This window comes from Paremcibacter congregatus, assembly GCF_006385135.1.
GTDB classification, from domain to species: domain Bacteria; phylum Pseudomonadota; class Alphaproteobacteria; order Sphingomonadales; family Emcibacteraceae; genus Paremcibacter; species Paremcibacter congregatus.
Genome location: NZ_CP041025.1, coordinates 982,823 through 1,009,211, shown reverse-complemented (window position 1 = coordinate 1,009,211; position 26,389 = coordinate 982,823). Strand labels below are relative to the sequence as shown.

Annotated in this window: 25 protein-coding genes and 1 other RNA gene; 6 read left to right on the top strand and 20 right to left on the bottom strand. The window is 53.2% G+C overall.

Annotation, left to right across the window (positions count from 1 at the left end; all coding sequences use genetic code 11):
• Nucleotides 1-54: 54 nt before the first annotated feature.
• The 12 genes from FIV45_RS04340 to FIV45_RS04285 form a co-directional block, all read right to left on the bottom strand.
• On the bottom strand, nucleotides 55-1,488 hold the full coding sequence (locus FIV45_RS04340; RefSeq protein WP_099471178.1) for a UDP-N-acetylmuramoylalanyl-D-glutamyl-2,6-diaminopimelate--D-alanyl-D-alanine ligase: 1,434 nt from the start codon (nucleotides 1,486-1,488) through the stop codon (nucleotides 55-57).
• Nucleotides 1,485-2,975, bottom strand: a complete 1,491-nt coding sequence (locus FIV45_RS04335; protein WP_099471177.1) for a UDP-N-acetylmuramoyl-L-alanyl-D-glutamate--2,6-diaminopimelate ligase — start codon at nucleotides 2,973-2,975, stop codon at nucleotides 1,485-1,487. Before FIV45_RS04335 ends, FIV45_RS04340 begins: the two co-directional genes overlap by 4 nt.
• Nucleotides 2,972-4,684, bottom strand: a complete 1,713-nt coding sequence (locus FIV45_RS04330; RefSeq protein ID WP_099471176.1) for a peptidoglycan D,D-transpeptidase FtsI family protein — start codon at nucleotides 4,682-4,684, stop codon at nucleotides 2,972-2,974. Before FIV45_RS04330 ends, FIV45_RS04335 begins: the two co-directional genes overlap by 4 nt.
• Nucleotides 4,681-5,190, bottom strand: coding sequence for a cell division protein FtsL (gene ftsL, locus FIV45_RS04325; protein WP_099471175.1), 510 nt, complete (start codon nucleotides 5,188-5,190; stop codon nucleotides 4,681-4,683). Before ftsL ends, FIV45_RS04330 begins: the two co-directional genes overlap by 4 nt.
• Nucleotides 5,187-6,182 (bottom strand): 16S rRNA (cytosine(1402)-N(4))-methyltransferase RsmH, encoded by a 996-nt coding sequence (gene rsmH, locus FIV45_RS04320; RefSeq protein WP_099471174.1) that lies wholly within the window; start codon nucleotides 6,180-6,182, stop codon nucleotides 5,187-5,189. The genes ftsL and rsmH overlap by 4 nt, the downstream gene beginning before the upstream one ends.
• A gap of 2 nt (nucleotides 6,183-6,184) precedes the next feature.
• Nucleotides 6,185-6,601 carry a division/cell wall cluster transcriptional repressor MraZ gene (locus FIV45_RS04315; RefSeq protein WP_099471173.1) on the bottom strand — a complete coding sequence of 139 codons (417 nt, stop codon included), beginning with the start codon at nucleotides 6,599-6,601 and terminating at the stop codon, nucleotides 6,185-6,187.
• A 463-nt stretch (nucleotides 6,602-7,064) separates the two neighbouring features.
• Nucleotides 7,065-7,397 carry a PilZ domain-containing protein gene (locus FIV45_RS04310; protein WP_099471172.1) on the bottom strand — a complete coding sequence of 111 codons (333 nt, stop codon included), beginning with the start codon at nucleotides 7,395-7,397 and terminating at the stop codon, nucleotides 7,065-7,067.
• Nucleotides 7,398-7,542: 145 nt separating this feature from the next.
• The gene (locus FIV45_RS04305) at nucleotides 7,543-7,878 is read right to left on the bottom strand and encodes a PilZ domain-containing protein (RefSeq protein ID WP_099471171.1); all 336 of its coding nucleotides are present in this window, start codon (nucleotides 7,876-7,878) and stop codon (nucleotides 7,543-7,545) included.
• Between the two features lie 131 nt (nucleotides 7,879-8,009).
• Entirely contained in the window at nucleotides 8,010-8,291 is a 282-nt protein-coding gene (locus FIV45_RS04300; RefSeq protein ID WP_268939762.1) for a PilZ domain-containing protein, read from the bottom strand.
• Nucleotides 8,292-8,640: 349 nt separating this feature from the next.
• Nucleotides 8,641-10,896, bottom strand: a complete 2,256-nt coding sequence (locus FIV45_RS04295) for a S9 family peptidase (protein WP_099471169.1) — start codon at nucleotides 10,894-10,896, stop codon at nucleotides 8,641-8,643.
• 90 nt (nucleotides 10,897-10,986) lie between these two features.
• Entirely contained in the window at nucleotides 10,987-11,901 is a 915-nt protein-coding gene (locus FIV45_RS04290) for an aldo/keto reductase (RefSeq protein WP_204602009.1), read from the bottom strand.
• 26 nt (nucleotides 11,902-11,927) lie between these two features.
• Nucleotides 11,928-12,860: a LysR substrate-binding domain-containing protein gene (locus tag FIV45_RS04285; RefSeq protein WP_099471167.1), complete on the bottom strand. Its 933-nt coding sequence runs from the start codon at nucleotides 12,858-12,860 to the stop codon at nucleotides 11,928-11,930.
• 172 nt (nucleotides 12,861-13,032) lie between these two features.
• Between FIV45_RS04285 and FIV45_RS04280 the strand changes: the two genes are divergently transcribed.
• The gene (locus FIV45_RS04280; protein WP_099471166.1) at nucleotides 13,033-13,386 is read left to right on the top strand and encodes a hypothetical protein; all 354 of its coding nucleotides are present in this window, start codon (nucleotides 13,033-13,035) and stop codon (nucleotides 13,384-13,386) included.
• Nucleotides 13,387-13,504: 118 nt separating this feature from the next.
• Here the strand turns inward: FIV45_RS04280 and FIV45_RS04275 are convergent, their stop codons facing one another.
• The 3 genes from FIV45_RS04275 to FIV45_RS04265 form a co-directional block, all read right to left on the bottom strand.
• Complete coding sequence (locus FIV45_RS04275; protein WP_099471165.1) at nucleotides 13,505-14,701, bottom strand: pentapeptide repeat-containing protein; 1,197 nt, start codon at nucleotides 14,699-14,701, stop codon at nucleotides 13,505-13,507.
• A 167-nt stretch (nucleotides 14,702-14,868) separates the two neighbouring features.
• An RNA gene (rnpB, locus tag FIV45_RS04270) (RNase P RNA component class A) lies at nucleotides 14,869-15,253 on the bottom strand.
• A 91-nt stretch (nucleotides 15,254-15,344) separates the two neighbouring features.
• Nucleotides 15,345-15,692, bottom strand: a complete 348-nt coding sequence (locus FIV45_RS04265; RefSeq protein ID WP_099471164.1) for a PilZ domain-containing protein — start codon at nucleotides 15,690-15,692, stop codon at nucleotides 15,345-15,347.
• Between the two features lie 196 nt (nucleotides 15,693-15,888).
• On the opposite strand from FIV45_RS04265, the gene FIV45_RS04260 reads away from it, so the two are divergent.
• Complete coding sequence (locus FIV45_RS04260) at nucleotides 15,889-16,107, top strand: hypothetical protein (RefSeq protein ID WP_099471163.1); 219 nt, start codon at nucleotides 15,889-15,891, stop codon at nucleotides 16,105-16,107.
• On the opposite strand, the gene FIV45_RS04255 is transcribed toward FIV45_RS04260, so the two are convergent.
• Genes FIV45_RS04255 through FIV45_RS18825 form a run of 3 tightly spaced genes read right to left on the bottom strand, consistent with a single transcriptional unit; the run spans nucleotide 16,104 to nucleotide 18,481 of the window.
• Nucleotides 16,104-16,832, bottom strand: a complete 729-nt coding sequence (locus FIV45_RS04255; protein WP_204602007.1) for an N-acetylmuramoyl-L-alanine amidase — start codon at nucleotides 16,830-16,832, stop codon at nucleotides 16,104-16,106. The genes FIV45_RS04260 and FIV45_RS04255 overlap by 4 nt on opposite strands.
• Nucleotides 16,829-17,713 (bottom strand): DMT family transporter, encoded by an 885-nt coding sequence (locus tag FIV45_RS04250; RefSeq protein WP_099471162.1) that lies wholly within the window; start codon nucleotides 17,711-17,713, stop codon nucleotides 16,829-16,831. Before FIV45_RS04250 ends, FIV45_RS04255 begins: the two co-directional genes overlap by 4 nt.
• Before the next feature lie 42 nt (nucleotides 17,714-17,755).
• Nucleotides 17,756-18,481, bottom strand: a complete 726-nt coding sequence (locus tag FIV45_RS18825; RefSeq protein WP_099471161.1) for a TerB family tellurite resistance protein — start codon at nucleotides 18,479-18,481, stop codon at nucleotides 17,756-17,758.
• A 228-nt stretch (nucleotides 18,482-18,709) separates the two neighbouring features.
• Here FIV45_RS18825 and FIV45_RS04240 point away from each other — a divergent pair, with 228 nt between their 5' ends.
• From FIV45_RS04240 to FIV45_RS04225, 4 genes are all read left to right on the top strand, one after another.
• The gene (locus FIV45_RS04240; RefSeq protein ID WP_099471160.1) at nucleotides 18,710-19,594 is read left to right on the top strand and encodes a hypothetical protein; all 885 of its coding nucleotides are present in this window, start codon (nucleotides 18,710-18,712) and stop codon (nucleotides 19,592-19,594) included.
• Complete coding sequence (locus FIV45_RS04235) at nucleotides 19,557-23,189, top strand: hydantoinase B/oxoprolinase family protein (protein ID WP_099471159.1); 3,633 nt, start codon at nucleotides 19,557-19,559, stop codon at nucleotides 23,187-23,189. Before FIV45_RS04240 ends, FIV45_RS04235 begins: the two co-directional genes overlap by 38 nt.
• Before the next feature lie 59 nt (nucleotides 23,190-23,248).
• The gene (locus FIV45_RS04230; protein WP_099471158.1) at nucleotides 23,249-24,574 is read left to right on the top strand and encodes a metal-dependent hydrolase family protein; all 1,326 of its coding nucleotides are present in this window, start codon (nucleotides 23,249-23,251) and stop codon (nucleotides 24,572-24,574) included.
• Between the two features lie 96 nt (nucleotides 24,575-24,670).
• Entirely contained in the window at nucleotides 24,671-25,003 is a 333-nt protein-coding gene (locus FIV45_RS04225) for an antibiotic biosynthesis monooxygenase family protein (RefSeq protein WP_099471157.1), read from the top strand.
• On the opposite strand, the gene FIV45_RS04220 is transcribed toward FIV45_RS04225, so the two are convergent.
• A complete protein-coding gene (locus FIV45_RS04220) occupies nucleotides 25,000-25,608 on the bottom strand; it encodes a transglycosylase SLT domain-containing protein (RefSeq protein ID WP_099471156.1) in 609 nt (202 codons plus the stop codon). The genes FIV45_RS04225 and FIV45_RS04220 overlap by 4 nt on opposite strands.
• Before the next feature lie 52 nt (nucleotides 25,609-25,660).
• Nucleotides 25,661-26,347, bottom strand: a complete 687-nt coding sequence (locus tag FIV45_RS04215) for a pentapeptide repeat-containing protein (protein ID WP_099471155.1) — start codon at nucleotides 26,345-26,347, stop codon at nucleotides 25,661-25,663.
• Between the last annotated feature and the right edge of the window lie 42 nt (nucleotides 26,348-26,389).

Sequence of the window (26,389 nt, the reverse complement as noted above, 5' to 3'; positions counted from 1 at the left end):
TAGGGAACGATCTTGTTTATTATAGGGCCCGAATAAGGCCTGTTCCCTTTAATTTCACCCGGCGGCAGCCTGTTTGGCCACAGGTCCTTCCAGGTCCAGTATTTTATCCACCACTTTGCCCATGCCACTGGCATTCGAACCTTTGACCATAACCACATCCCCGGACCGCAAATCCCGGAGAAGCGCACTTTCCAGCGCCTCCCGATCCGGAAAATGGCCGGCATTGCGGAATTTATCCAACCGGTCCGACAGATATTTCATCTGCGGCCCCACCATATAAACCCGGTCAATATTTTTTTCCTTCAACACGTCTGCCAGCGCCGCATGCAACATGGCGCTCTGGTCGCCAAGCTCACCCATATCTCCCAGAACCGCAATGCGGCGCACCTTATGTTGTGGTGTTGTTTGCTGCAAGGTTTGCAACGCCGCGCGCATAGAGGCGGGATTAGCATTATAGCTCTCGTCAATCAACAGAATTGAGGCCTCATTTGTCGGGTCGAGAAAGATCTGATGGCGACGCCCCCGACCTTTAAGCGGCTGCATTTCCGCTAAGCCCAGACCCGCCAGGCCCAAATCTCCATTGACCGCCTTTACAGCCCCCAATATGGCCAGACTGTTCATTACCCAGTGATGGCCCAGCATGCCAACCTTGAAAGTCATGATCTGACCCATCACCTGTGCGATAACACAGCTGCAGGTGGGATGAAAAACCTGACGAATGACGTGTATATGGGCGGATTCGTCGGAACCGAAGGAGATGATATGATCAATACCCCGGGTCTTGGCCGCATCACTCAAACGGGTAAACTGCGGGTTATCATGATTGAGAATGACGGTACCGCCGGGCTCCAGTCCTTCAAAAATCTCCGCCTTGGCGTCGGCGATGGCTTCTATGTTTTCGAAAAATTCACTGTGGGCCAGTTCAACGGTCGTGATCATCGCCACATGAGGCCGCACCATTTTAGACAGGGGACCCAGCTCTCCGGCGTGGTTCATGCCGAGTTCGAAAATACCGTAATCGACATCGCGCGGCATCCGCGCCAGTGACAAGGGCACACCAATATCGTTATTGTAACTCAACACGCTGGCGTGCACTTTTTTATTGCGCGACAACGCACATTTCAGAGCTTCCTTGGTGCCGGTCTTGCCCACACTGCCGGTCACCGCAATAATGGGTATATCAACCCGCGCCCGACCCGCTTCGCCAAGTTTGTTCAACGCCTGCTGCACATCATCAACCTTGACCTGGAATTTGGGGTCCAGACCCTTGACCGGTTTACTGACCACGGCCGCGACGGCGCCTCTGGCAACGGCCATTTTGACATAATCATGCCCGTCTGAATGAGGACCAATCAGAGCAAAAAAGAGATCGCCCGTCTCGACCGTACGGCTGTCAATGGAAACACCCTGGCACTGCCAGGAAGCCTCTTCGCGACAGTCCAAAACCTTGGCGACTTCCGCGCTGGACCAAAGTGGTGTCAAGCTCATGCGCCGTACCTCCTTTGTGGCGAGGGTTGAAGGGGGGCCGCCGCGAGCGCCGACCTTATTTCGGCAATATCATCGAAGGGCACGACCTTGTTGTCAATGATCTGACCCTGTTCGTGGCCTTTCCCCGCCACCAGCAGGATGTCCCCATTTTTTAAATCCGCAATCGCCTGCCCAATGGCACTGGCCCGATCACCAATATTCATGGCGCCGGGACAACCCTGCATGATCTGATCCCGAATATCCGCCGCAGTTTCCCCCCGCGGGTTATCATCTGTAACATACGTGCGATCGGCGAATTGCGCCGCGACCTCACCCATAATCAGGCGCTTGCCCTTGTCCCGGTCCCCGCCGCAGCCAAATACCACCGCCAACTTGTTTTTCACATGGGGCCGCATGGCCGTCAGCACCGTTTCCAAAGCATCCGGCGTGTGGGCGTAATCCACATAAATTCGCGCCCCGCTTTTATGCCGCCCCGCCTGTTCCATACGTCCTTCAACGGCGCGCAAATGGGACAGGGCTTCGAATGCCTGGTCCACATTTCCCTCGCTCCCGATCACCAGACCAACAGCCATCAACGCATTCATCGCCTGAAAAGACCCGACAAGCGGCAAGGTCAGGTCGTATATTTCGCCCTGATAACCAATCGTAATATCCTGCCCGACTTCCGAAGTTTGCTGACGCAGCAGGCGAATATCCCCGCTGTGGTGCCCGATGGTAATGACCTTGTGCCCCCGAGCGCCGCAAATATCCGCCACTTCCATCACCAACGGACAATCGGCATTGAGCACGGCGACACTGCCTGGTTTCATCACTTCACCAAACAAGCGCGCCTTGGCGTTAAAATACTCTTCCTGCGTACCGTGGTAATCAAAATGATCCCGGGTAAGATTGGTAAATGCCGCCACGGACACATTCATCCCGTCCAGACGATATTGCGCCAGACCATGACTGGACGCCTCAAACACAACATGGTCAACCCCGGCCTCACACAAATCCCGCATGGCTTTTTGCAGGGTGACCGGATCCGGTGTGGTCATGCCGGTATCCTGATGGCTGTCTGGGCCATTAATGCCCAATGTACCGACGGAACCGGATTTAAATCCCATATGTTCCCATATCTGCTTGGTAAATGCCGCAACACTTGTCTTGCCATTGGTGCCGGTGACCGCCGCCACGGTTTCTGGTTGTTGATCAAAAAAACGGGCGGCAATATGGGCAAACACCTGCGCCGGAATATCTTCCCTGATCCAGATCACACTGTCATGAGCCGCCATAACATCGGCCCTGACCGCATCGGGACGACAAAGAACTGCAACGGCGCCCGCCTTAATTGCCTTGAGAATATAGTCCGCCCCGTCCACCTGTGTTCCCGGCAAGGCAGCAAAGAGGTATCCTGGTTTCACCGTGCGGCTGTCAGCCGTTACCCCCGCGATATCCGTATCCCGGAGTGAAGTATGTTCATGTAACAGTTTCGACAGCTTGATCATTCGTTATTTTTCACCAGTACTAAATTTTGATACTTCGTTTCTACATGTGCTTTCGGTGACACACCGAGCAGAGGTCCGATCCGCCGGATCACCTGCCCCACCACCGGCGCGGCCACCCAGCCGCCGGTCGCTTTATAAAATGTTTCCTCAATTCCTCTCGGTTCGTCCAGCATGACAAAAATGACATACTTCGGGTCATCCATGGGAAAAACGCCCGTGAATGAGGTAATCTTGTCCTTGCGGCTGTAAACGCCGTTCTTGACCTTTTCCGCCGTGCCGGTCTTGCCCCCGACGCGATAACCATCAACCCGGGCGTTACCGCCACTGCCATAATCCACGGCAAGCCGCATCAGATGACGCATTTTGACACTGGTTTCGGTGGAAATCACCTGAGGATACTTGCGATATCCCGGCAAATCCTTCAGATCATAGTCGGCGTACTCTTGAGACTCATTCTTACGGATCAAGGTGGCGGGAATAAGGCGTCCCCCATTGACAATTGCAGCAATTCCCGTCACCAGATGTAACGGTGTTACGGCAATACCATGTCCATAGGATACCGTCATTGATTGTATCTCGCCCCAGCGACTGGGCAGGATCGGGCGTGACAGGCCGGTCAATTCAATTTCCGCCTTGTCAAACATGCCTATTTTCTGCAGGAAATCCCGCTGAATATCTGTGCCCAGCTCCCGCACCATAAGGGAGGCGCCGATATTGGAAGAAAAAGTAAAAATTTCCGGTACCGTCAAGGGGCGCTTCTTTGGATGATCATCATTAATGGTCCGCCCCGCCACCCTGAGCGGCTCCGTTGCATCGAATTTGTCATCCAGACTGATCCTGCCCGTGTCCAGGGCCATGGCGACGGTAAAAGCCTTAAAACCAGAACCCATTTCATAAGGTTCGAGAATGTTGCGGTTTTTCATCTCCGGCGCCCCCGGACTGATGGCGCCATTGCCGTCAAAATCCGGCAAAGAGGTCATCGCCAGGACCTCGCCAGTATTCACATCCATGACAATCCCCGCCCCGCCAAGAGCCGAGAATTTATCCATGGCATACGCCAGTTCCTGCCGCATGATATGCTGAACCCTGAGATCAATTGACAGCTGCAACGGATCATTGGACCGTTCCGGGTCTGACAGATGATCGTTGGCAAATTTTTCAATACCGGCCTGAGGCTTATTATCCAGATCAACATACCCCAACACATGAGACGCCAGACTGCCTTGCGGATATACTCTTTTCTCCGCTTCCTCCAGAACCAGCCCGGGGTAACCGAGCGCATTGATCTTCCAGACCTGCTGCGGGGTGAGATTACGTTTGATATAGACAAAATGGTTTGAAGATTTCAGCTTATTGAGCAACCGCACCCGGTTCAGGTCCGGTAAAACCCGCAAAATCCGGTCCGCGGTTTCTTCCGGCGCGGTAATCAGCCTCGGCCGCACAGCCAGAGACGGCGCCTTCAGGTTAGTGGCCATCACAATGCCGTTGCGATCCAGAATATCAACCCTGTCACGGACAAGCTCCGTCGTCCCCACGCGGGTATAGGTATTGATGTCCGACATGGGTTCAAACATGCCGATCGAAATCAGGCGGATCACCAGAATGCTGAACCCGAGCACGAAGAAAAAAGTTGGCACGACAAGACGGTTGCGCGCCACTTCTATTGCGCCCGATGTCGCCCCTTCGATATGGAGGTCAACTGACCTCATTTCTCATCCTCCAGTTTCAGAGAAATTCGCTCGTAAAACCCCATGCGCCGCGTTGTCTTCTTGCTTACCTGTTCTTTCTGCGCAACCTTCGGGGCCTCCTCCGTAGCCGGATAAGCCGCCAACGTCACCGCATTCCGATATTTTTCAGCTTTGAAGACCGGTTTTTCCTGAGGCAACAACACCGGGAACTGATCCACAGGCGCAGATGCCAGATGGACAGTATCATCCTCCCGCGAGGACAAGGACGTCACATTATCCGCCATTTGAAAAGAGGTCGCCGGACGCAACGCTAGAAAACGCTGGCTCAACTTCTGCAATCTTTCAGGTTGCGACAAATAGGCCATTTCTGCATGCAACACCTTGATCGCGGCCCGATCCTCCAGAATGCGGGTCGCCAACTGCGCCTTGTGCGTCTCAAGCCGTTCCGTTGTTTCCTTCAAGCTATATACGGTTCCTGCCGCAATCATCACCATCAAAACAAAGAACCCACCAACAACTTTTATCATTTTCCTTCTCCTGACCAAGGCGCCGTCGCCGTACGACGCGCCCCGCGCAATTTTGCAGAACGCGATCTTGGATTCTGATCCAGTTCAGTTTTTCCCGGTTTAACAGCCCCCCGCGCTATCATCTCGAAACTCCCGGCAGTCGCCAATTCACGTTCGATCATCGCTTCCGGCAGATGACGAGATCCCCGGGCCGGCGCACCACTGCGGGCTTTAAAAAACTTCTTCACAATACGGTCTTCCAGGGAATGGAACGACACCACGCACAAACGCCCCCCTGGCGCCAGTATCTTTTCTGCCGCCAGAAGACCTTTTTCCAGTTCCCCCAACTCGTCATTGACGTAAATCCGCAAGGCCTGAAAGGTCCGGGTTGCCGGGTGAATTTGTTTCTTGCCTTTGATATAACGCTGGTAGCCCACAGCCTTTTCAATGATATTGGCCAGATGCGTGGTGCGGTTGATGCGCCCCTGTGCCCGGGCTTCACAAATGGCCTTGGCGATCCGACGGGACTTACGCTCCTCCCCATACTGATAAATGATGTTGGCCAACTCGGTTTCTTCCGTGTCATTGACGACATCTTCAGCACTGAGCCCTTCATCGCTCATGCGCATGCTTAACGGGCCGTCATTCTGAAAGGAAAACCCGCGCTCGGCATCGTCAAACTGCATGGACGACACCCCGATGTCCAGAAGCACACCATCCACAGCCGCAACATTCGCCGTATCAAGAAGCTGATCCATCTGGGAAAAGCATCCCGCCAGCAAATGAAAACGGCCCGGAAATTCGGCCGCAAGCTTATCCGCTGTCGCCTGAACATTAGGATCGCGGTCAATCGCATAAACGATACAGTCGGCAGTCTCCAGCAACGCCCGGCTATATCCGCCGGCCCCGAAAGTGCCATCAACAAAAACTTCTCCGGCCTGAGGAGCCGCCATATCCAGCACTTCATTGCGCATAACAGGATAATGACGGGGATCGAAAGACACATCAGTCATAATCAATCCTCCTCCTCTTCGCCCATGGCGCGATCATGTTCTTCCGGGCTCCAGATCTGAAACGTCCGGCCAAGACCAACAAAGACAGCCCGGTCTGTAATACCTGCATGGGCCATGTAATCCTGAGGCAACACCACGCGACCATCTGAATCAATATTCAGCGGCGCACTTTTACGCAAAATTTTCATCGCCGGATTTTGTTTTGGCAGAGCAGAGGTCAGAAGATCGAAGTTATCGACCTTTTCACTGATATCCTGAAGGTACCCCGCATCGAAGCCTTCGATCGCCGCCCCGTTCAGGGACCGCAGGACAGTGATGGTCTGATCGCCCTCTGGCAACGTCGCACGGAAAGACGCGGGCACGGAAACCCTGCCTTTCTTATCCACCCTGTTGGTGTATGTCGACGTAAATAATGGCATGCCCAGCCCCGGATTAAAATATTCATTACCCTCACATAACAGCCTACGCTTGTCAGGCCCTCAGATGCTACCCTTATGGAATAACATGGTATTGTATGGGTCGTCAATGGAATTAGATGGTACACAGGGGGCGTTAACAATATCTTAACGCCCCGGGTTTCTGCCAATTAGTTCTTACTTTACAAATGGATAGATCGAAAGAGACCACAGATCAGGCAGCAGAGCGCCCTGCCCAATATCTAAAGAAATATTTTGCGGCACGCCAAACACAGAAAAAATTGGGGGATTATGGATTTTGCAGAAAAAATAACGGCGCATCTTCTTCCCCGAAAAAGACTCGGGGTGAGATACGCCAAAAAGAAAAACAGACAAGAGCGCGCCGTCCCGACCGCAGCCCGGATCAGCACGTCATGCCCCGGTATAACAGGGCGGTCATTTTCTCTTTATTTCAGGCTCTTGATATTCAGCTTTTCGGGAGTCTGGCCCCAAGCTCACCGAGACATTTCGCTACTTCTTCAGGCGAATGCGCAAACGACAAACCAATAAATCCCTTATCGACCCAGACAACCTGCGCCTGTAAAAAGTCACTGCCTTTGACCGAAGTCTTTACCATACTGTTTAATGCCAGGGGTAAATTTAACTTCAGACGGACACCTCCCAAGGAAAGATTATATGCTTTACAGTTAAACTCATAATCTCCCGCTTCAATAACGGCTCCCAGTAACACAGATTGCCGGATGGATTTTCTCGCATTCCGGTCAAGAGTGGTTATACTTTTTTTACTCATTGCTTCCATTTCAAATCATACTAAAAAAACATACACTTACATACACTTTAGAAATTAGTTGCATATACACTAAAAAGAGTCAAATATAAATCATAACGAACCGTTTGGCGCCATCACAGCGCTGCTGTTCAAAAAATAAAAGGGGGAAACGACCTTACACAATGTCTCCTGTGTGAGGCAGCTTTACGCCAAGATCATCCAATAATTGTTTAACTTCCTTCACCGGCATGGTGAATTCAACGCCAATGAATCCATCCTTCGCCCAGGCCACCTCGGCAGGGATCATTGAACTTTGCTTGACCAGAACACGAACCTCGCATCTGGTCTTCAATGGCAGATCCAGCTTAAGACGAGCTCCCTTGACCGACAGGTCATACGCCATACAGTCAAACTCATATTTCCCGGTATCAAGAAGTGCTTTCAACAACACATGACGCCGGACAAATTGTCTGTTCTCCGACACTTCAACATTGGCAGTCCGTTCAGTCATCGTACGGCTCGTCCTTCACACCCCAAATTGGCTTTCCCGCAAACCATAGCGCACAATACGGTATAATTGCAATTCTGACAAAAAAAGGCGACAAAAAGTCACCTTAACACCAATACACTTCACGATAAAGATTAATTCAATCCATTAGAAAGACTACCCAGGCCCATTTTGACCTTTTCAGGTGGATCGATAAACCGCAATCCCATAAAACCATCCGCTGCCCAGACGACCTTGGCGTTTTGTCTTAGCCTGTGCCGCATCTGGACATAGACACTGGCGTTACGTTCAACCGGCAAGTCTGCCTTGATCCGGATGCCGCCCAATGACACATCATAGGCCGTACATTCAAAATCAAAGCTGCCGATACCCAGAACCGCAGGCTGCACCATTGTCCGCCTGTTGTGCTTTCGCATTGAACTCAAAACTGTTCTCACGCCTTCACTAACCATTTAATTTCCCATGGCCCTTCTGCCTGCTTTTCTCCATTCAATAATTAGGCAAATCTTATATTGAAAACATTAACAAAGTCTAAAAGTTCGATAAAAGGCCAGGCAACCTCCCTTCTGTCAGGGAGGTCGCCAAAAGCGTTTATCATCGGAAAAAACAGATCACAAAAAAGCCACCGCGACCGAATTCAGGCCACAGGAATTCCACATGCAAGCTGTTGGCGCTCCATCAGTCGCCCTAACCGCCCTTTCGGATGCAGCTTATCCTTTTCCACCTAAAGAATTTTAGCGCGACTGGCTCAGGGCTGTCAATCCCTTACAAATGATCATCAAAATAGCGCTTGATCAGGTGCATGAGATGCCTCTGGCGCATATTATCGCTGCCCAGACGGTGAGTCTGCCCAGGATAAGCCATGAAATCAAACTGAATGGCGTTCTTCTGCAGCTCATCCAGTAGCATGGTACTGTTGTTGAACAACACATTGTCATCCGCCATGCCGTGCACCAGCAACAATTTACCCTTCAGGTTTTGCGCATAAGGAAACACACTACTTTTGTCATAGCCGTCCTTATTTTTATCCGGGTGGCCAAGGTAGCGTTCCGTGTAATTGGTGTCATACAACCGCCATTCGGTCACCGGCGCGCCAGAAACCCCCACTTTGAACACCTCAGGCGCCTTAAACATGGTCATCAGGGTCATATAACCGCCATAGCTGTGACCATGCACCCCGATCCGGTCCCCATCAACAAAGTCAAATTTCTTCAGAAACGCGGCCCCGGCGACCTGGTCTTCCACTTCCACCTTGCCCATTTCATGATAGAGCGCGCCTTCAAACTCGACGCCACGGTAATTGCTGCCGCGGTTGTCCAGTGTAAAAACAATATAGCCGCTCTGGGCCAGGATCTGATGGAGGCTCTTGTCCCAACTGCGCCGCACCAACTGCGCATGAGGCCCGCCATAAAGCGAGAAGATCACCGGATACTTCTTACCCTTCTCCATATTGGCGGGTTTATACATGCGGTAATAGAGATCATCCCCACTCGGCCCGGTGAATTTGCCGAATTCCGGCGTGATGTGGTCCTTCAGGTAAGGAAAATACGGGTGATTTTCATCCAATTTATTCTCATCCACCCAGGTCAGAAGTTCGCCGTTCTGGTTACGGATAGATACCTGGCTTGGGGTAGAGGGATCTGAATAATAATCGATATAATCCGTCCCTTCGTCCGGGAATTTCACGCCATGCGATCCGCCAGACGCCGTAATTCGTTGAGGCTCCGTCACCTTATGGGCCGTCGTCAGGCTGGTGCGATAAAGATGACGTTCCAGCGGCGTGTCCGCATGGCCGTCGAAATACACCATTCCCGCCGTCTCATCGACCTGCTTCAAGCCGGTCACCACCCAGTCGCCATCGGTCAGTTGCCCGATTAATGTACCGTCGGTTTTATAGTGATAAAGGTGACTGAAGCCACTGCGCTCGGACGTCCAGAGAAACTCCTTGCCGTCCTTGATAAAATCCAGATTGTCATGCAGGTTGATCCAGTATTTGGCTTTTTCCGTCAACACGGGGCGGGTTTTTCCGGTCGCGGCATCGGCAAAGATCACATCGAGCGTTGTTTGATCCCGGTTGAGACGCTGAAAAAACACCCCGGAATTATCCGGCACCCAGTTGACCCGGGCAAGGTAAATATCCTGGTCATCGCCCAGATCCACCCATGTTACATCACCGGTCGCAACCGTCATGATGCCGAGCTTCACAGTGACATTGTTGGTGCCGGCACGGGGATAACGCTCCTCCAGCACTTTAAAGCTCGTCCGGTCAATCTCATAGCGCTGACCGATTTCCACCGGCGCTTCATCGAACTGGATAAAGGCGATAGACTTCTCATCTTCTGACCACCAGTAGCCCGTATCCCGGTCCATTTCCTCCATCGCGATAAATTCGGCGCTGCCATTTTTGATGGTCGGCGTCGGCGAGGTCGTCATCACCCGGTCTTTGCCCGCCTTGACATCAACCACATGGATATTGTGATCAAGAATGTAGGAGACATAGCTGCCTTGTGGTGAAAAGCGACTGTCGGTTTCATATTCAGCCGAGTTAGTCAGGCGGTTCACGGCGCCGCCCTCCAGTTCATACTGATAGAGATCACCGCCCAAAGGGAAGAGCAGCTTCGCGCCGTCTTCGGACCAGCTGTAAGAAACAATCCCTGAATTGGAAATCCGCATCCGTTCACGGCGGGCGCGTTCGACCTGGGATAATTCTTCCTCTCCGCCGGTGATCGAGGTGCTTTCCACCAGAAGTCGGGCTTCTTGATCTTTCAGGTTATATTCCCACAGATCCAGCACCTTATAGTCAGCGGCGCTCGGGCGCAGGAATGTCACCCGCGAGCCGTCCGGGGAAAATTTCACCGACCGGGGCGAACTGCCCTCCAGCGCCGGACTTGATGTGATCCGTTCAATGGTAAGTTTTTGTGATGATTTCATGGATGAAGACTTTTCCGCCGCCAGCGCGGCCGGGGAACCCAGAAGGCAACTCCCCACAATAAATGGTAAAACAGTATGCAAAAGTGACATGAGATATCCCGTTGTTATGTATTATTATTTTTATCAGAGGCTAATCTAACTGATTTTTCACCCCTTGTCAGCCGCCAAGATGGCGCGGCGTCACGGCACCCCGTGACCTTTTGACGCGACCCACAGGCGGTACCATTGCTCCCGGCTCAAATTCAGATCCAGCGCGCCGAGCGCCGCCGTGACGCGCGCGATATTGCCGCTCCCCAGGATCGGCACCGGATGCGACGGCATCTGCATGATCCAGGCAAAAATCACCTGATCGATGCTTTCCGCGCCCAGCTCTTCCCGCAAAACCTCCAGTGTTGCACGCAGCCGGATCATTTGCGCGGATTGTCCCTGGAAAATTTCACCTCCCGCCAGACAGGACCAGGCCATCGGCCGCACCCGTCCTTCCTGCAACTGGTCCAGAGTACCATCAGAGACCACGCCGAAGTTCACCGGATTAATCTCGACCTGATTGGTGACCAGAGGGGCGTCCAGCCGCGACTGCAGCAGCGAAAATTGACTTGGGCTAAAATTGGACACGCCAAAATGCCGTACCTTGCCACTAGCTTTGAGGGCGACGAAGGCTTCCGCCACCTCATCCGCCTGCATCAGAAAATCGCAACGATGAACCAACAATACATCCAGATGATCACCCCCGAGCCGTGACAGAGAACCTTCCACCGAGGCGATAATCGCGCCTTTACTGCTGTCATAATAAGCGACAGCCCCCGCGCCCCCGCCCTCAGGGGGGTTCTCGATGCCACATTTGGAAACAATCTCTAGACGGTTGCGCAAAGACGGGTCCAGCTTCAACGCGGCGCCAAACAGGCTCTCACAGGAAGGATCGCCGTAGACCGGCGCATGATCCACTGTCGTGATGCCATGTGCCACATGTTGTGAAATGAAGGACAGGAGCTCCGCCGAAGACATACCCCATTCCGCCAACCGCCAATAGCCCTGAACAAAAGGAGAAAATTCAGGTCCGCCGGGAGACATGCATACTTTAGAAACTGAAGACATAAAAATACCTTATCGCACGAAGTGTCTTAATAGAGAAATTCGGAAATACGGGCATAGCTTTCGCCCATGGTTTGCTGTAACCATTCCCGGAAAATCACAATCTTAGGCCAGCGCGCCTTATCCGGCAAGGTCACAAAATAATAAGAGGCCTGGGCCCTCACTTTCGGGCCCACCTGAACCAAAAGCCCCTGATCAAACAAATCTTTTTCCATCAACATGGCGCGCCCGAGTACAATACCATGCCCGGCGATGGCCGTCTGGATCATGATGTCGGCGCGGTCGTAATAAGGCCCCACCAATTCCGGCTCAATATCAGACCCCATCTGTTCAAACCAGTATTTCCAGGAATATGCGATATCGAACGGCAACGACGCCGTATAGGACATCAGGGGAAATCGTGCCAGATCTTCCGGTGTGGTCGGAATTTTACCATCCTTAAACAATCGCGGACTGGCAATCGGCACCAGCCAATCCTTGCACAAATGGGTCGCATGCAGACCGGGCTGCGGTGCCCGGGAGTAACGCAATCCGGCATCCACCGGCTCACGACTTAAATCCACCAGCGCATCCTGGGCCATCACAGAGACCTGACTGCCTGGATAGGCCCGATAAAATTCCACCAGATGCGGCACCAGCCATTTGGCCGCCAACGACGCCAGTGCCGACAAAATGATCATGCCCTCATCTTTATCCTGTTTCAGGTCATACAGCGCCCCCTCCATCTCGGCCAGCGCCTGACGCGCGGCATCCGCGAAACGCAACCCCTCTGGCGTTAATTCCAGAGCCCGTGTTGTCCGCCGTATCAAACGAACATCGAGCTGCTCCTCCAGATGCTTGATCCGATGACTGACGGCGCTCTGGCTGATATTGAGCGCCTCCCCTGCCGCTCCGAAACTTCGCAAACGCGCCACAGCATCAAAAGCCGGCAAGGCGGATAAAATAGCAGGCGATACAAACATTTAAATTTTCTCATATATGAATTTATCTCATAAATATATGACAAAAATTCGTTTGAATCAACGCACATGAAACTGCATTATTTATATATGAATTCATATGAGTCGCGTAACACACCGGAAACTTCGCATTTACTCATTTAGATAACATGATGAGCTTGGAAAGAATTTTAACATGCGAATATCACCATTGCACAAAATCACGGCCTTGTTTTTTGGCCTGATCATGACCACCGGTCTCCCCTCCTCCTGGGCCCAATCGACCACCGCAGACACGGCAGTCACTTTTACGGATCAAGACGCCAAGCGCATTGCCCGCCGCTATCTTGACTCGATTGGTTTTCTGCGGGCCGGCACTTCACTGCATGTGACCGCCGCTATCGATGATGCAGAACTTAAAGAGGGCACCTGGATTGTAAGAGTACGCACTGGAAAGCGACTGCCCACGACCAAAGGTGTCGTTCTGATCAATGCCCAGACCGGCGAGGTTCAGAAAACCTGGAAAGCCAGCCACACCGGCACACAGTAACCCGACCCGTGGGCGAAACTGTTTCGCCCCACCTCTTAAACTACCAAAGGCGTTTCCCTAGACGTCCTTTAATGCCCAGGTCTTCCTGGGCATTTTTTTAAAATGTGATTAGATAATTTTATTTGATACGATATCGGTTACGAATTCCAAGGCCGATCAAAAACAATAAAATACTACTGATCAGAGTTTGGACGACGCCAATAACTAATGTGAGTGTTGACGCTTCTGCCCCATATACATATTTTTGCAATCCTACGAACGGAACCGAATTCACTAAGCTGGTCAAAGCCGACTGGCTCACTGAAGGCAACGCAACAGCATTCACATAATAGGATGTAAAATAACCTTGATCAGCGCCGACAGATAAAGAATATTCATAAAATTGCATGCCGTAAAAGATAGCCCAGAATAAAACAAACACCCCAACCAACCAATAGAAAGGTCGTGAAATACTTTGCCCAAAGTCAGAGAGATATTTATATAAATTGTAGGATAATGATTTACCTCGATAGAGTGTACGGGCTTCCATCTCCAGAGCAAAAAACTTCAACTCATAATCGTGGCGCATCATTTGATTCATGAGAAGTTTTAAAGTTGACCAACACCTTTCAGCCCGCACAGCATCTGCTTCCTGTTCATATCTATTAGAGAATTTTGTATCGCTCCAATCTGTGTCCAAATACATCTTACTGCCATGAAATACTGGCGCCATAGTAAATTCAGCTTCGGAAAAATCTGTCGTTGAATTGAATGGAACGTTTCTATAATCAGCCGTACTTAAAAATACAGCTCCCTTAAAATTCGCCCAAGCATAAAAGGTAGCATATCTAAAATATGCCATTTCCGAGAACTCTACACCCACAAATTCCGCATAACCATAAAACCTTGAATTATAAAAATTAGCTCTCTTTCTAAATTTTACTTGGTTAAATTTCGTATGATGTGGAAAAATGTAATTATATGCGATGAAGTCTTTTTCAATTTCAATGCCTGATAGGTCGATTACCCCATTCGAGGGATAGTTATCATCCCCTCCATTTTTCTTGATTCTTTCGCGAAGCATCTGTTCATGCTCCAGCTTTTCCTGACGGCTAAAGGGTTTTAAATTCTCCCCCTCATGCACACCTCGCTCAATTAAATCTCCTCTCTGCTCAGTAGTCATTTTCTCAAACATATAGCGATGCCAGAAAAGTCTGTTTTGGCTCGCTATCTCCATATCCTCAGGAGCACTAGGTTCTCCATACCAAATCATCAATAGATACCAAGGATTTTGATTGGCTGGTGTAAGTTTGTATTCTTTTACTTCTTCAGGCATATAAGCTCCCCTATTTTAAATCGCACTTCTTATTGATGCAAAAGAATTCCATAAACAGATTTACTCAAACCAATCAAAAAAGCACAGCGCACAAGACAAGAATGGAAGAGTAGCTCAGATTGCCACCCAAATCTCAAGAAACACTACTACTGCTCGGCATTAAAAAAATATTCAGATGGCCTGTAAGCCGGGTTATGTCCTCGAGATCGCCGAAGCGGTCCCAATGGATGACCATTCATCTAGGCGGACTGTTGCCAGCCCGCTCGTGCAATCTACCCGAACGACGCTCCGGAAGAAGAGCTGCCCTGTCGCCAGGGCGGTCGTTCCTATTTGATTTTGCACCCGGTGGGGTTTACCCTGCCTCCCCTGTTACCAGCGGAGCGGTGCGCTCTTACCGCACCCTTTCACCCTTACCTGATAAATCAGGCGGTTTGCTTTCTGTGGCACTATCCCTGAGGTCGCCCTCGCCGGTCGTTAACCGGCACCGTTCTTCCGTGGTGCCCGGACTTTCCTCTCCCGCCCGAAGACGGCAGCAGCCATCCGGCCATCTGAATGACCTAGAAATAATCCAGAACAGCAGGAAAAAACAGAAAAAAATGAATTATGTTGTCAGGCATTGAAGAGACAGCAGGGTCGCCTTCGTTTAATAGAGCCCGGTCGCCATATCGCCCAGTGCGTCACGCACCTCATCCGCATCATCGATAAATTGCAGTCCGAGAAATTCACCTGCATGCCAAACCACACGTGCCTTGAGTTGAACCTTGTTTCTGATTTTAACCGAAGCCTCGGTTCCATTGGCCAACGGCAAAGGCAATTTTATCCGGATGCCGCTCAACGAAATATCATAAAGGGTAGAACTGAATTCAAAATTAGCCACATAGAATGTCGCCGGCCAAACCACGGTGCGTCGCTTGTGGGCGCGCATATAGCTCAGCCCCTCTCTGATACTCTGAATTTTTTCAGCACCCTTCTTCACAGACGACGTCGTCATGCCAAACTCCCTAGCGCCCCCTACCTCCAGCTTCTGCTTTCACCCTACAGCGCAATTATTTAAAAAGTTCTAAGACTAGTAATAATTTTGCATAATTATTTCGCTTTATCGTCGACCGCATCTTGCCTTCCCCCTCAAACTCGGGCACATTGCCAACATGATCAAATTTGGCTCAGAAATAACCGGAATTCACACTATGCGTAAAAACATCACCTTTTCCTTACTGATGGCGGGACTTTGTCTCACCCTGACCACAGGATGTGCCGGAAATGACGAGTATATATTTGAACATGGGCCTGCTGGCCCCAATACAGAACGCACTCTGGAATCATTGCCGAAAGGGTTACAGCCCGACAAAGTCAAGGCCAGTCATACAGAAGACACACTGGAACCACAGCCCGAGACGAAGAACTAATAATCCGCCTCTTTTAGCTGCAATAACGCCGACAGCAACGCCTCTGTCTTCTCATCAGCCGACGCGGTATGATCGCGTGGTCTGAAATGGCGATGGAACGCCGCGACAACATCCGATGTCTGCTGATCCCAGCCTCCTGTCACTTCAACGCCGTACCCATAACGCCGCAACATCTTCTGCATGGTTGCCGCCTTTTCCCACTGACCCGTAACGCTCCCCTCATCCGGCCACAGACCAACCCCCGCCTTAGCCAGACGCGGCCAGTCAAACAGTTCTCCCGGGTCAATCTTGCGTCCCGGTGCAACATCCGAATGCCCCAATACATGCCAGGGCTTTATATCATGACGGGCAATGATGTCCTGACAGAGCGGGATCAACGCCGCCATTTGCCGTTCGGGAAAGGGTCGGTAATCGCCAATATAGCCCGGACTGTCATGCCCGGGGTTAACCAATTCTATGCCAATGGAATGGCCGTTGATGTCCGGCTCTCCCTCCCAGCTTGATACGCCCGCGTGCCAGGCTCTCTTGTCTTCCTCCACCAGCTTGAACAGCCGCCCGTCTTCTTCGATCAGATAATGCGCGCTAACCTGCGCCTTAGGATCAGAAAGCCGCGCCAAAGCTTCTCCGCCACTGGCCATGCCGGTATAATGCAGGACCAGATAACGGGCGCGCCCTTGGGCGTTTGCCGGGCGATCGTTGAAGTTGGGTGACGGGTGGAGAATCACGGCAATAACTCCTCCACCAGTTGACGTTTCTTCCACCAGTCCCGCAAATGAATCACCGAAAGCCCCAATAGAGTCAAGCTGGCTCCCATGAGAAAGCGCGGCGTCAATATCTCATCAAAGGCGATGACCGCCGCCATGGTCGCGAAAATTGGCACGCTGAGGAATATCGGCGCAATCAGGGTCACCGGGTGACGCTTCACCAGAAAATTCATGCCGCCATAGCCGATGATCGACGACACCACGGCGGTATAGAAAACCGCCATCCAGCCTTCCTGGTTCATCGCCATCAATTGCGTCATTTGGTCCGCCTCTGTCATAAATGTCAGACTCAAAAGAATAGGCAAACCGAAAACCGCTGTCCAGGCCTGGGTATTAAAGACCCCGACATCTTTCAAACGCCGCAACAGCACTGACCCGGTGGAATAAAATAAAGTCGCGCCAAAAATCACCAAAATCGCCAAACGCTCATTGGCGATTGCCGGGTCGAAGGTGATCAGCAATACCCCCATAAAGGCAATGACAATCCCGCTGCCGCGCCAGTAACTGAGCCTTTCCTGCAGAAAAATATGCGCCATAATCAACGTGATCGGCACATGCATCTGAACAATCACCACGATTGAGGTAATATTTTCCGCCAACTGCAACCCCATGATGGCAAAGGCGAAATGCACCCCGCCAAGGCACAGTCCGATCCACAGCAACAGCCACATCTTACCCTGCATGACCCGCAACCACGGCGCCATCAACATCAGGACAATGGCGAAACGCAACGCGATAAAAAGAAATGGTGACAGATGATTAAGCCCGATCTTCATGGCGACGAAATTAACGCCCCAGGCGATGGATACCAGAAAGCCAAATAAAATATGATGTATGGGCATCCACGGTCCTTAGGGGTTTGGCGACACAAGATATCGACCTTGTTATTTCAGGCCGCGCTCTTTCGCGATCCGGTCATAAGCAACATTGATCACCGACAGTTTCTCGTTGGCAACTTCGACAAATTCCTTGGGCAACCCTTGAGAGGCGAGCAGGTCCGGATGATGTTCCTTGATCAGTTTGCGGTAAGCCGACTTGATGTCTTTATCACTGGACTCCCGTGTGACACCGAGAATGGTATAGGGATCCGCCTTGTCCGGCCCCAGGTTTTCCGCCCTGATACGGTCAAATTCCGCTGCAGAAAAACCGAAGATGGCCGATACTTTCTCGAGAAAATCAAGTTCCGCCGGATGCACCACCTGATCGGCTTTGGCGATATAAAACAGGATCGACAGCAGTTCTTCCAACATCGCCGGCTTATCGTGAAACAGTTTCGCCAGCTGTCCCGCATAAGGCTCGAACCCCGTGGCGTCCTTTTTCGCCATATTGAACACCCGGGCTACATTCTTCATTTCACCCTCGGGTACCTTGAAGGCCTGTTTAAAGGCGTCTATTTCCTCCCGGCTGACATGACCATCGGCTTTCGCCATTTTGGCGCTCAAGACAATAACACCAATGGTAAAGGTCACCTGTTCGGTGCCGCCGCCGGTGCCTTCGTTCAACTTCTTACCGATATAATGACCGGCAACCGCCCCCAGTAACGCTCCCAGTGGCCCCCCTAAAATCGCACCACCGGCCGCTCCCCCAATAATCGAAGACCAAATCGACATAAAACAAATTCCTTCTCGCTTAATTGCCCTAGTCTATATCACTTAACCTGAGGAAAGATAGGGGTAAAATTTTGCCATTTTTCAGTAAATACGCCTGTTCGCGCAGCAATATGATTTCTCAAGCTACCTGCAGACATCCTGACGTCAAACGACATTGAATAATCCCGTTGATCCCGCTAGAGTGAGCCAAACATGCATTACATTCAATCTCTTCGAGGGACCATATCTATGCCAAATCGTCGCGTCATCCTGTGGGCTGCACTCCTGTTCTCTGCCAGCCTTGCTCTGGGCCTCCCCGCCCGTGCTGAACGCGCCCTCACCCTGCAGGACCGCAGTGATCCCCTTTATTGGCAAACCGACCACGCCCGCTTGCTCGACAGTGACCCGATGCGCATGGTCCTGCAAAGTCTCCGCGCCACTGCCGCCAAGAAGGGAACTGAAAACATTCTGCCCCCGGATGAGGTCGCCAGTCAGATCACCAATCTCCTTCTTGCCGAACAAACCCGTAACGAAGCCATTCATATTCAAACCACATTGACCACCGTTGGCGCCCTGTCCGGGTTTGCCTGTCAGATGGCGATCCGCAATGGCTTTATCGCCGAAGGAAAAATCACCCTCGACAAGGCCCTGGTCGCTGTCAAAACCACAAATGGCGAAACCTTTTTCACCGGCCCGTTTCTCAATGAATGTTTGATCACAGACAAGAAAGGCCAACATTCAGTCTGGGGATTTGTCGGCGGCGCTGCCCTGCATCTTGGCAAACCTTTACCAGACGTCACAGACATTTTCGCTCACACCGGTGCCACTATCGGACAGGACAGCTTCGGCGTGCCGGAACTCCCCGAACAACATTTACCCCAGATGAGCAGCGAAGCATTGTTGTGGAAATACTGGAATATTATCCGCAATACATTGGTGTTAAATGAACAGCCCCCGGCGCAATGGCCCTTGATCATCGGCCTGTCCGCCCAACAGTTGATCCTTGAATCCAAGGACGCCATAGATCCGACAATCGCCGCCCAGATCGTTATGGAAGCCGCGGTGCCTATGTCTCACCTCGACCCCGCCCGCATTTATGAGGCGTCTCTGTCGGAGCCAAATCTTGAAAAATAAAAAATGGCAGTTCTGGATTGATCGCGGCGGGACCTTCACCGATGTGGTGGCGATGGCGCCGGATGGCGCGCTGCATAGCCATAAACTTCTGTCGGAAAATCCCGAGCACTATGAAGACGCCGCCCTGCAGGGCATCCGAGACTTTCTCGGGCTCGGCAAGGATGATCCCATTCCGGCACGTCGCGTCGCCGCCGTCAAGATGGGCACCACCGTCGCCACCAACGCCCTGCTGGAGCGCAAGGGCGACCGCACCCTGCTGGTAATCACCAAAGGCTTCCGCGACGCCCTGCGCATCGGCTATCAGAACCGGCCTGACCTTTTCGCCCTCGATGTGCAACTGCCGGAATTGCTTTATGAAAAAGTCATCGAGGTCGAGGAACGGATCAGCGCCCACGGGGAAATTGAGACCCCCCTGAAGCTCACCGCCCTAAAGCCTGCACTGCAAGACGCGTACGCCATGGGCATTGATGCGGTTTCCGTTGTCACCCTGCATGGTTACCGCTATCCGGATCATGAGCAACAGATCGGCGCCCTCGCCGGGCAGGTCGGCTTTCGACAAATTTCCCTCAGCCATGTGACCAGCCCCCTGATGAAGCTGGTCAGCCGCGGCGACACCACCGTGGTCGACGCCTATCTCAGCCCGATCCTGCTGCGCTACCGCAACCGGGTGCAGCAGGCCTTGCCCGGCGTGCCGCTCTATTTCATGCAATCCAACGGCGGGCTCGCCCATGCGGATCACTTCCACGGCAAGGACGCCATCCTCTCCGGTCCGGCGGGCGGTATCGTTGGCGCAGTCAAGACGGCGGCCCAGTCCGGTTATACCCGTCTGATCGGTTTTGACATGGGCGGCACCAGCACCGACGTCACCCATTATAACGGCAGCTATGAACGCAGTTTCGACACCCAGGTCGCCGGGGTGCGCATGCGGGTGCCGATGATGCATATCCACACGGTGGCCGCCGGAGGCGGTTCGATCCTCACCTTTGACGGCAGCCGCTTTCGCGTCGGCCCCGACAGCGCCGGAGCCAATCCTGGTCCCGCCGGATATCGCCGCGGCGGCCCGTTGACCGTCACCGACTGTAATATCCTGCTGGGTCGTATTGATCCCAAGAGCTTTCCCAACGTCTTCGGCCCTACGGGAGATCACCCCCTCGACCGGGAGATTGTCACCGCCAGATTTCAGGAAATCGCCGACGCGATCACCGCCAGTGGCCGCCCAGAGCCCACTCTCGAGGAGATTGCCGAGGGCTTTCTCGCCATTGCGGTCGAGAACATGGCCACCGCGATCAAGAAAATATCCACCCAGCGCGGCTATGACGTCAGCGACTATACCCTGGTCAGCTTTGGCGGCGCCGGCGGGCAACATGCCTGCAAGGTCGCCGACCGGCTCGGCATGAAACGTATCTTCCTGCATCCCCTCGCCGGGGTATTGTCGGCTTACGGCATGGGGCTCGCCGACCTGCGTAGCCTGAAGGAACAGGCCATCGAACAGCCGCTTGACGCCCGAAACCTCACCGAAGTCACCAGATGTATCGACGATCTTGAGAGGGCCGCGCGACAGGATCTGCAAGACCAGAATGTCGCCAAAATCGACACTCTCAAAAACCTGCAGATCAAATATGCCGGCAGCGACAGCACATTACAGGTGCCGCTCGGCACACTGAGGGAAATTCAGAATGATTTCGAGCAGCAGCATCGCCAGCAGTTCGGCTTTATCTCGCCCGAGAAAATCCTGATCGTCGAAGCGGTCACCGTCGAGGCATACGGTGGCGGCGGCACCGTCACACCCGCTGCAAAACAACCCCCGGACAGATCCCAGACCGCCGCCCGACAGCAGATCCATCTTGACGGCCGGATAAAAGACTGCCCCAGATGGCATCGCGATCAACTGGCCCCCGGCGCGCCCGTCTCTGGCCCGGCGGTGATTTTGGAGGATCATGGCACCAACCTGGTGGAGCCCGGTTGGCAGGCGCGGATTGATGAGCAGAATAACCTGATCCTCGAGCGCATCACTCCGATCGAACGCCGCGCCGCCATCGGCACCGAGGCCGATCCGGTGATGCTGGAGATTTTCAATAACCTGTTCATGTCCATCGCCGAACAGATGGGGGCAGTGCTGGAAAAGGTCGCCCATTCGGTCAATATGAAGGAACGGCTCGATTTTTCCTGCGCCCTGTTTGACAGCGCGGGCAATCTGGTGGCCAACGCCCCGCATATGCCCGTGCATCTCGGCAGTATGGGGGCCAGCGTCAAAGCCGTCATCGCCGCCAACCGGGGCGAGATGCGGCGCGGCGATTGTTACCTGCTCAATGATCCTTATCACGGCGGCACCCATCTGCCCGACATGACCGTGGTCACCCCCTATTTCGATGCGGATAAGGAGCAAGCACCGCTATTCTACCTCGCCACCCGCGGCCATCATGCGGATATCGGCGGCATCACCCCCGGTTCCATGCCGCCCCTATCGCGCCATATCGACGAGGAAGGCATTTTGTTTGATAATTTCCACCTTACCCATAATGGGGAATTTCAGGAAACCGCCCTGCGCCAGAAACTCCGCTCCGGTCGCTGGCCCGCCCGCAACCCGGATCAGAATATCGCCGATCTCAAGGCCCAGATCGCCGCCAATGAAAAGGGCGCGCGTGAGCTCGACCGGATGATCCGTGAATTCACCCTGCCGGTGGTGCGCGCCTATATGACGCATGTGCAGGATAACGCCGAGGAAGCCGTGCGCCGGGTAATCGAGGTCTTGCGTGACGGGTCGTATGACTATCCGCTGGATAACGGCGCCCATATTCGGGTCAGGATCACCATCAATGCCACCGCCCGTACAGCCCGCGTCGACTTCACCGGCACCAGCGCCCAGCTCGACAGCAATTTCAACGCCCCGCTGGCGGTCTGCCGCGCGGCGGTGCTCTATGTCTTCCGTTGTCTGGTAGAGGATGATATCCCCCTCAACGAAGGCTGCCTGAAACCGATCGAAATTATTGTGCCTAAAGGCTCAATGCTCAACCCCCTGCCCCCCGCCGCCGTGGTCGCGGGCAATGTCGAGCCGTCCCAGTCGGTGGTCAACGCTTTGTTTCTCGCCCTTGACGTCATGGCGGCGGCCCAGGGCACTATGAATAACCTGACCTTTGGCGATGATGAGTTTCAATATTACGAAACCCTCGCCGGCGGCATGGGTGCCACCCATGACAATGACGGGGCGAGCGCCGTCCAGTCCCATATGACCAACAGCCGCCTCACCGACCCGGAAGTGCTGGAATGGCGTTATCCGGTGACTTTGGAGACTTTCGAAATCCGCCACGGCAGTGGTGGACACGGCCAGCATCGCGGCGGTGACGGCGTGATCCGCCATATCCGCTTCAATCATCCGATGACGGCGGCGATCATCGCCAACCATCGCCGGGTTCCACCGGCAGGACTTGACGGCGGAGAAGATGGTCTTTGCGGCGTCAACAAAGTCATGCGCACAAACGGAACAGAAGAAATGCTCGCCTCTGCAGCAGAAACGCAAATGCAACCCGGTGATGTTCTGATTATCGAAACCCCCGGTGGCGGTGGTTGCGGAACGGCACAAAAAGAGGCAGAATAAACTGGCAATAAGAAGATTTTTTTATATAGTTGATTAATCAATTAACCTTGGGAGCAGATATGACCTATAAGCAGAAACTCATCTCGGGCCTTCTCGGCGCGACATTCGGCCTTGGCCTTTTCACCCCGGCGACGCTGGCGGAAGAGGCGAAAAAAGATAACTGGACTCTGATTCATGCGGGCACCCTGCTCGCCGACGCCCGGAAAAAGCCCACGACAGAGCAAACAATACTGATCAAAAATGACAAGATCGTTGATATCAAGGCCGGTTATCTGGCCACAGCGGAAGGCGTCACAGACCCGAAAATCATTGACCTGAAAGATCAGTTCGTCATGGCCGGCATGATCGACAGCCATACCCACATCACCGGTGAATTGAGCCCCCGGGGCCGCCTTGACGCCGTCACGATGACAGAATCAGACTATGTTCTGGAAGGCGCGGTTTATGCCCGCCGGGTGCTGAACGCCGGCTTCACGACCATACGCAATGTCGGCGGCCCCCGTGAAGCGGTTTTCGCCTTACGGGACGGCATCCAGAAAGGTCTCACTCTGGGTCCCCGCATCGTCGCGGGGGGATTGACCATTTCCCCCACCGGCGGACATGGCGATCATAACGGCTACCGTCCGGATGTTTTTGGCGACCCCGATAGTGGCATCTGCGACGGCGCCGATGCTTGCCGCCACGCGGTACGCGATCAAATTAAATACGGCGCCGATATGATTAAATATGTCGCCACCGGCGGGGTTCTGAGCAAAATCGCCACCGGCACCGGACAGCAGTTCACCGATGTGGAACAGGCCGCCATTGTAGAAAGCGCCCACGCCATGGGCCGCAAGGTTGCCGCTCATGCCCACGGTAAGGGCGGGATCGAGGCCGCCTTGCGCGCCGGCGTCGACAGCATCGAACATGGCACCTATCTCGATAAGGACACCATCAAACTGTTCAAGAAAACCGGCGCTTATCTGGTGCCGACAGTTCTCGCCGGTGTGACGGTCGCAGAAATTGCCGAAAACAAACCGGGCTTCTTCATTCCGGCGGTCGCCGACAAGGCCAAACGGGTCGGCCCGCGCATGCTGGACATGCTAAAACGCGCCTATGAAGGCGGGGTCAAAATCGCCTTTGGCACCGACAGCGGGGTCAGCAAACATGGCATCAATGGCCGAGAACTGGAACTCATGGTCGAAGCCGGCATGCCGGAACAGGCTGTTCTTGTCGCTGCCACCGTCAACGCGGCGGAACTCGCCGACCGCGCGGATCAGATTGGTACATTGGAAAAGGGCAAGTCAGCCGATATTATAGCGGCCGCCGGCAATCCGCTTGAAAATATTTTAACCCTGCGCACCCCGAGCTTCGTCATGGCGCAAGGCCGGATCGCTGTGGAATGATAACCATAGTTGACGGGTCGCGGTGCATACTGCGGCCCTGATATGCCTAACCCCCAGAAAATGACAGCCACCATATTAACGCATGAGAAGCGCAACATGAATCAAGCCCCAAAACCGCCCTATTACGCCGTGATCTTCACTAATGTCCGGACAGATTTTGAACCGGGCTATGCGGAGACAGCGGATCGGATGGTGGCTCTTGCCGCCGAGCAGCCGGGCTATCTCGGCTTTGAGTCGGTGCGGGAAAACAAAGACGGGATCTCGGTCTCCTACTGGCGAGACCTGGAGAGCATCAAGGCCTGGAAAGCCGTCAGCGAACATACCGCTGCGCAAAATGCCGGCCGCGAGAAATGGTATAAAAGCTACACCACCCGCATCGCGCTGGTAGAGCGGGAGTATTCCTTCGAGGCGGAGGACACTACCGCCTAAAACGGCCAGAGCCAGAAACCGCGATCCAGGTCATTTTCACATTTTTTCAGTTGGGCGGCATATTGCAGGCTGTTGCGCTTGACCTTCTTCGCCACCTTCATAAGCCAAGCCTTTTTGCGATATGTCTTGCGTTTAAAACCGCCGTGGCCTTCATGATAGGCGAGATATTGATTTTCAGCATCCCATTTTGAAATGCCCAGCGTCTTCTGACTGACTGTCGTGTACCAGCCGATGAAATCCGCCGCATCATTAAAATCATCCCGGTCTGCGCCGCGGTTGCCGGTTTTCTGTTTGTACCAATCCCAGGTCCCATCCTTCACCTGAGCGTAACCGTAAGCCGTCGATTTGCGTCCCCAGGGAATAACCCACAAGATATGCGTCCGTTCGGTGCGGGCATTGTGCTTGAAGCTCGATTCCTGCCGCATGATCGCCAACTGTACATGAATCGGCGTGCCGTAGCGTTTCTGCACCCGCTTCATCGCCTTGTACCAACCGCTCTTCTCCTGAAAAATATCACAGCTATTGGTGATATTGCGCGGCGGCGTGGTTGAGCAGGAGGCCAAAAGGATAAAGCTCAGCAGCAAAATGGGTTTTTGATATGTCATAAAAGCAGAGAATCAAATGCAGGGTCTAAAGTCAAGATATAACAGCAGTACCTCACATCACGACCAGTCCAATACCGCGCAGCAGATCAGCGGCTTGATTATGGGAAATCACGGCCTGACGGAATTGACGGGCATCCGTCAGGGACAATGGCCCCAAATCACACCCCCGCAAATCCGCACCGGCGAATTTTGCGGTCGCCAACGCCGCCTGACGCAGGGAGCAATTCACAAAGACCGCCTTTTGGAAGTCAGCGCCATCAAGGTCCGCATCCGAGAAATCAACCTCATCAAGTTGACTTTTGTAAAAGGAGATCCCCCGCAGGAAAGCACTGGCGAGGCGGCATTGACGCAACACCATCCCATATGTTGAAACCCGCTCAAAATGCCCCCCGATGAGTTTGCAATCCTCAAACGCCGTGCTGGTCAAGGTGGCCCCTGTCCAGTCCGTATTGCTAAAATTGCCTCGGGTAAAACGGGCATCCGTGGCGTTGACATCACAAAAATACCCCCCAATTGCCTGACATTTATGCCAAATGCTGTCGGAAAGATCGGAACCGTCAAACCGACAGGCCGTGAAATGGCAGTTTTCGAAACGACTACCGGAAAAATCAACGTCCAGAAAATCCATATCTGCAAACTGACAATCCACAAAATGCATTTCTGAACAGTTCCGGCCCTGCACCGCCAGAAGTGAGGACAGCGCCACCGCCCCCTGCCCGATAATTTTTTTACTTTCCACGACAACACATCCTGTTGTGATACCTCCTGCTGCTAAGCGGTC

Bases quoted from the DNA above. Each gene is read 5' to 3' on its own strand.
- FIV45_RS04310 (WP_099471172.1), bottom strand. From the start codon at position 7,397: ATGGAAGCAATGAGTAAAAAAAGTATAACCACTCTTGACCGGAATGCG.
- FIV45_RS04280 (WP_099471166.1), top strand. From the start codon at position 13,033: ATGCGAATATCACCATTGCACAAAATCACGGCCTTGTTTTTTGGCCTG.
- FIV45_RS04220 (WP_099471156.1), bottom strand. From the start codon at position 25,608: ATGACATATCAAAAACCCATTTTGCTGCTGAGCTTTATCCTTTTGGCC.
- FIV45_RS04295 (WP_099471169.1), bottom strand. From the start codon at position 10,896: ATGTCACTTTTGCATACTGTTTTACCATTTATTGTGGGGAGTTGCCTT.
- FIV45_RS04260 (WP_099471163.1), top strand. From the start codon at position 15,889: ATGCGTAAAAACATCACCTTTTCCTTACTGATGGCGGGACTTTGTCTC.
- FIV45_RS18825 (WP_099471161.1), bottom strand. From the start codon at position 18,481: ATGTCGATTTGGTCTTCGATTATTGGGGGAGCGGCCGGTGGTGCGATT.
- FIV45_RS04330 (WP_099471176.1), bottom strand. From the start codon at position 4,684: ATGAGGTCAGTTGACCTCCATATCGAAGGGGCGACATCGGGCGCAATA.
- FIV45_RS04235 (WP_099471159.1), top strand. From the start codon at position 19,557: ATGAGGCGTCTCTGTCGGAGCCAAATCTTGAAAAATAAAAAATGGCAG.
- FIV45_RS04240 (WP_099471160.1), top strand. From the start codon at position 18,710: ATGCCAAATCGTCGCGTCATCCTGTGGGCTGCACTCCTGTTCTCTGCC.
- FIV45_RS04225 (WP_099471157.1), top strand. From the start codon at position 24,671: ATGAATCAAGCCCCAAAACCGCCCTATTACGCCGTGATCTTCACTAAT.
- FIV45_RS04305 (WP_099471171.1), bottom strand. From the start codon at position 7,878: ATGACTGAACGGACTGCCAATGTTGAAGTGTCGGAGAACAGACAATTT.
- ftsL (WP_099471175.1), bottom strand. From the start codon at position 5,190: ATGATAAAAGTTGTTGGTGGGTTCTTTGTTTTGATGGTGATGATTGCG.
- FIV45_RS04290 (WP_204602009.1), bottom strand. From the start codon at position 11,901: ATGTCTTCAGTTTCTAAAGTATGCATGTCTCCCGGCGGACCTGAATTT.
- FIV45_RS04250 (WP_099471162.1), bottom strand. From the start codon at position 17,713: ATGCCCATACATCATATTTTATTTGGCTTTCTGGTATCCATCGCCTGG.
- FIV45_RS04285 (WP_099471167.1), bottom strand. From the start codon at position 12,860: ATGTTTGTATCGCCTGCTATTTTATCCGCCTTGCCGGCTTTTGATGCT.
- FIV45_RS04340 (WP_099471178.1), bottom strand. From the start codon at position 1,488: ATGAGCTTGACACCACTTTGGTCCAGCGCGGAAGTCGCCAAGGTTTTG.
- FIV45_RS04315 (WP_099471173.1), bottom strand. From the start codon at position 6,601: ATGCCATTATTTACGTCGACATACACCAACAGGGTGGATAAGAAAGGC.
- FIV45_RS04335 (WP_099471177.1), bottom strand. From the start codon at position 2,975: ATGATCAAGCTGTCGAAACTGTTACATGAACATACTTCACTCCGGGAT.
- FIV45_RS04265 (WP_099471164.1), bottom strand. From the start codon at position 15,692: ATGACGACGTCGTCTGTGAAGAAGGGTGCTGAAAAAATTCAGAGTATC.
- FIV45_RS04275 (WP_099471165.1), bottom strand. From the start codon at position 14,701: ATGCCTGAAGAAGTAAAAGAATACAAACTTACACCAGCCAATCAAAAT.
- FIV45_RS04300 (WP_268939762.1), bottom strand. From the start codon at position 8,291: ATGCGAAAGCACAACAGGCGGACAATGGTGCAGCCTGCGGTTCTGGGT.
- FIV45_RS04230 (WP_099471158.1), top strand. From the start codon at position 23,249: ATGACCTATAAGCAGAAACTCATCTCGGGCCTTCTCGGCGCGACATTC.
- rsmH (WP_099471174.1), bottom strand. From the start codon at position 6,182: ATGACTGATGTGTCTTTCGATCCCCGTCATTATCCTGTTATGCGCAAT.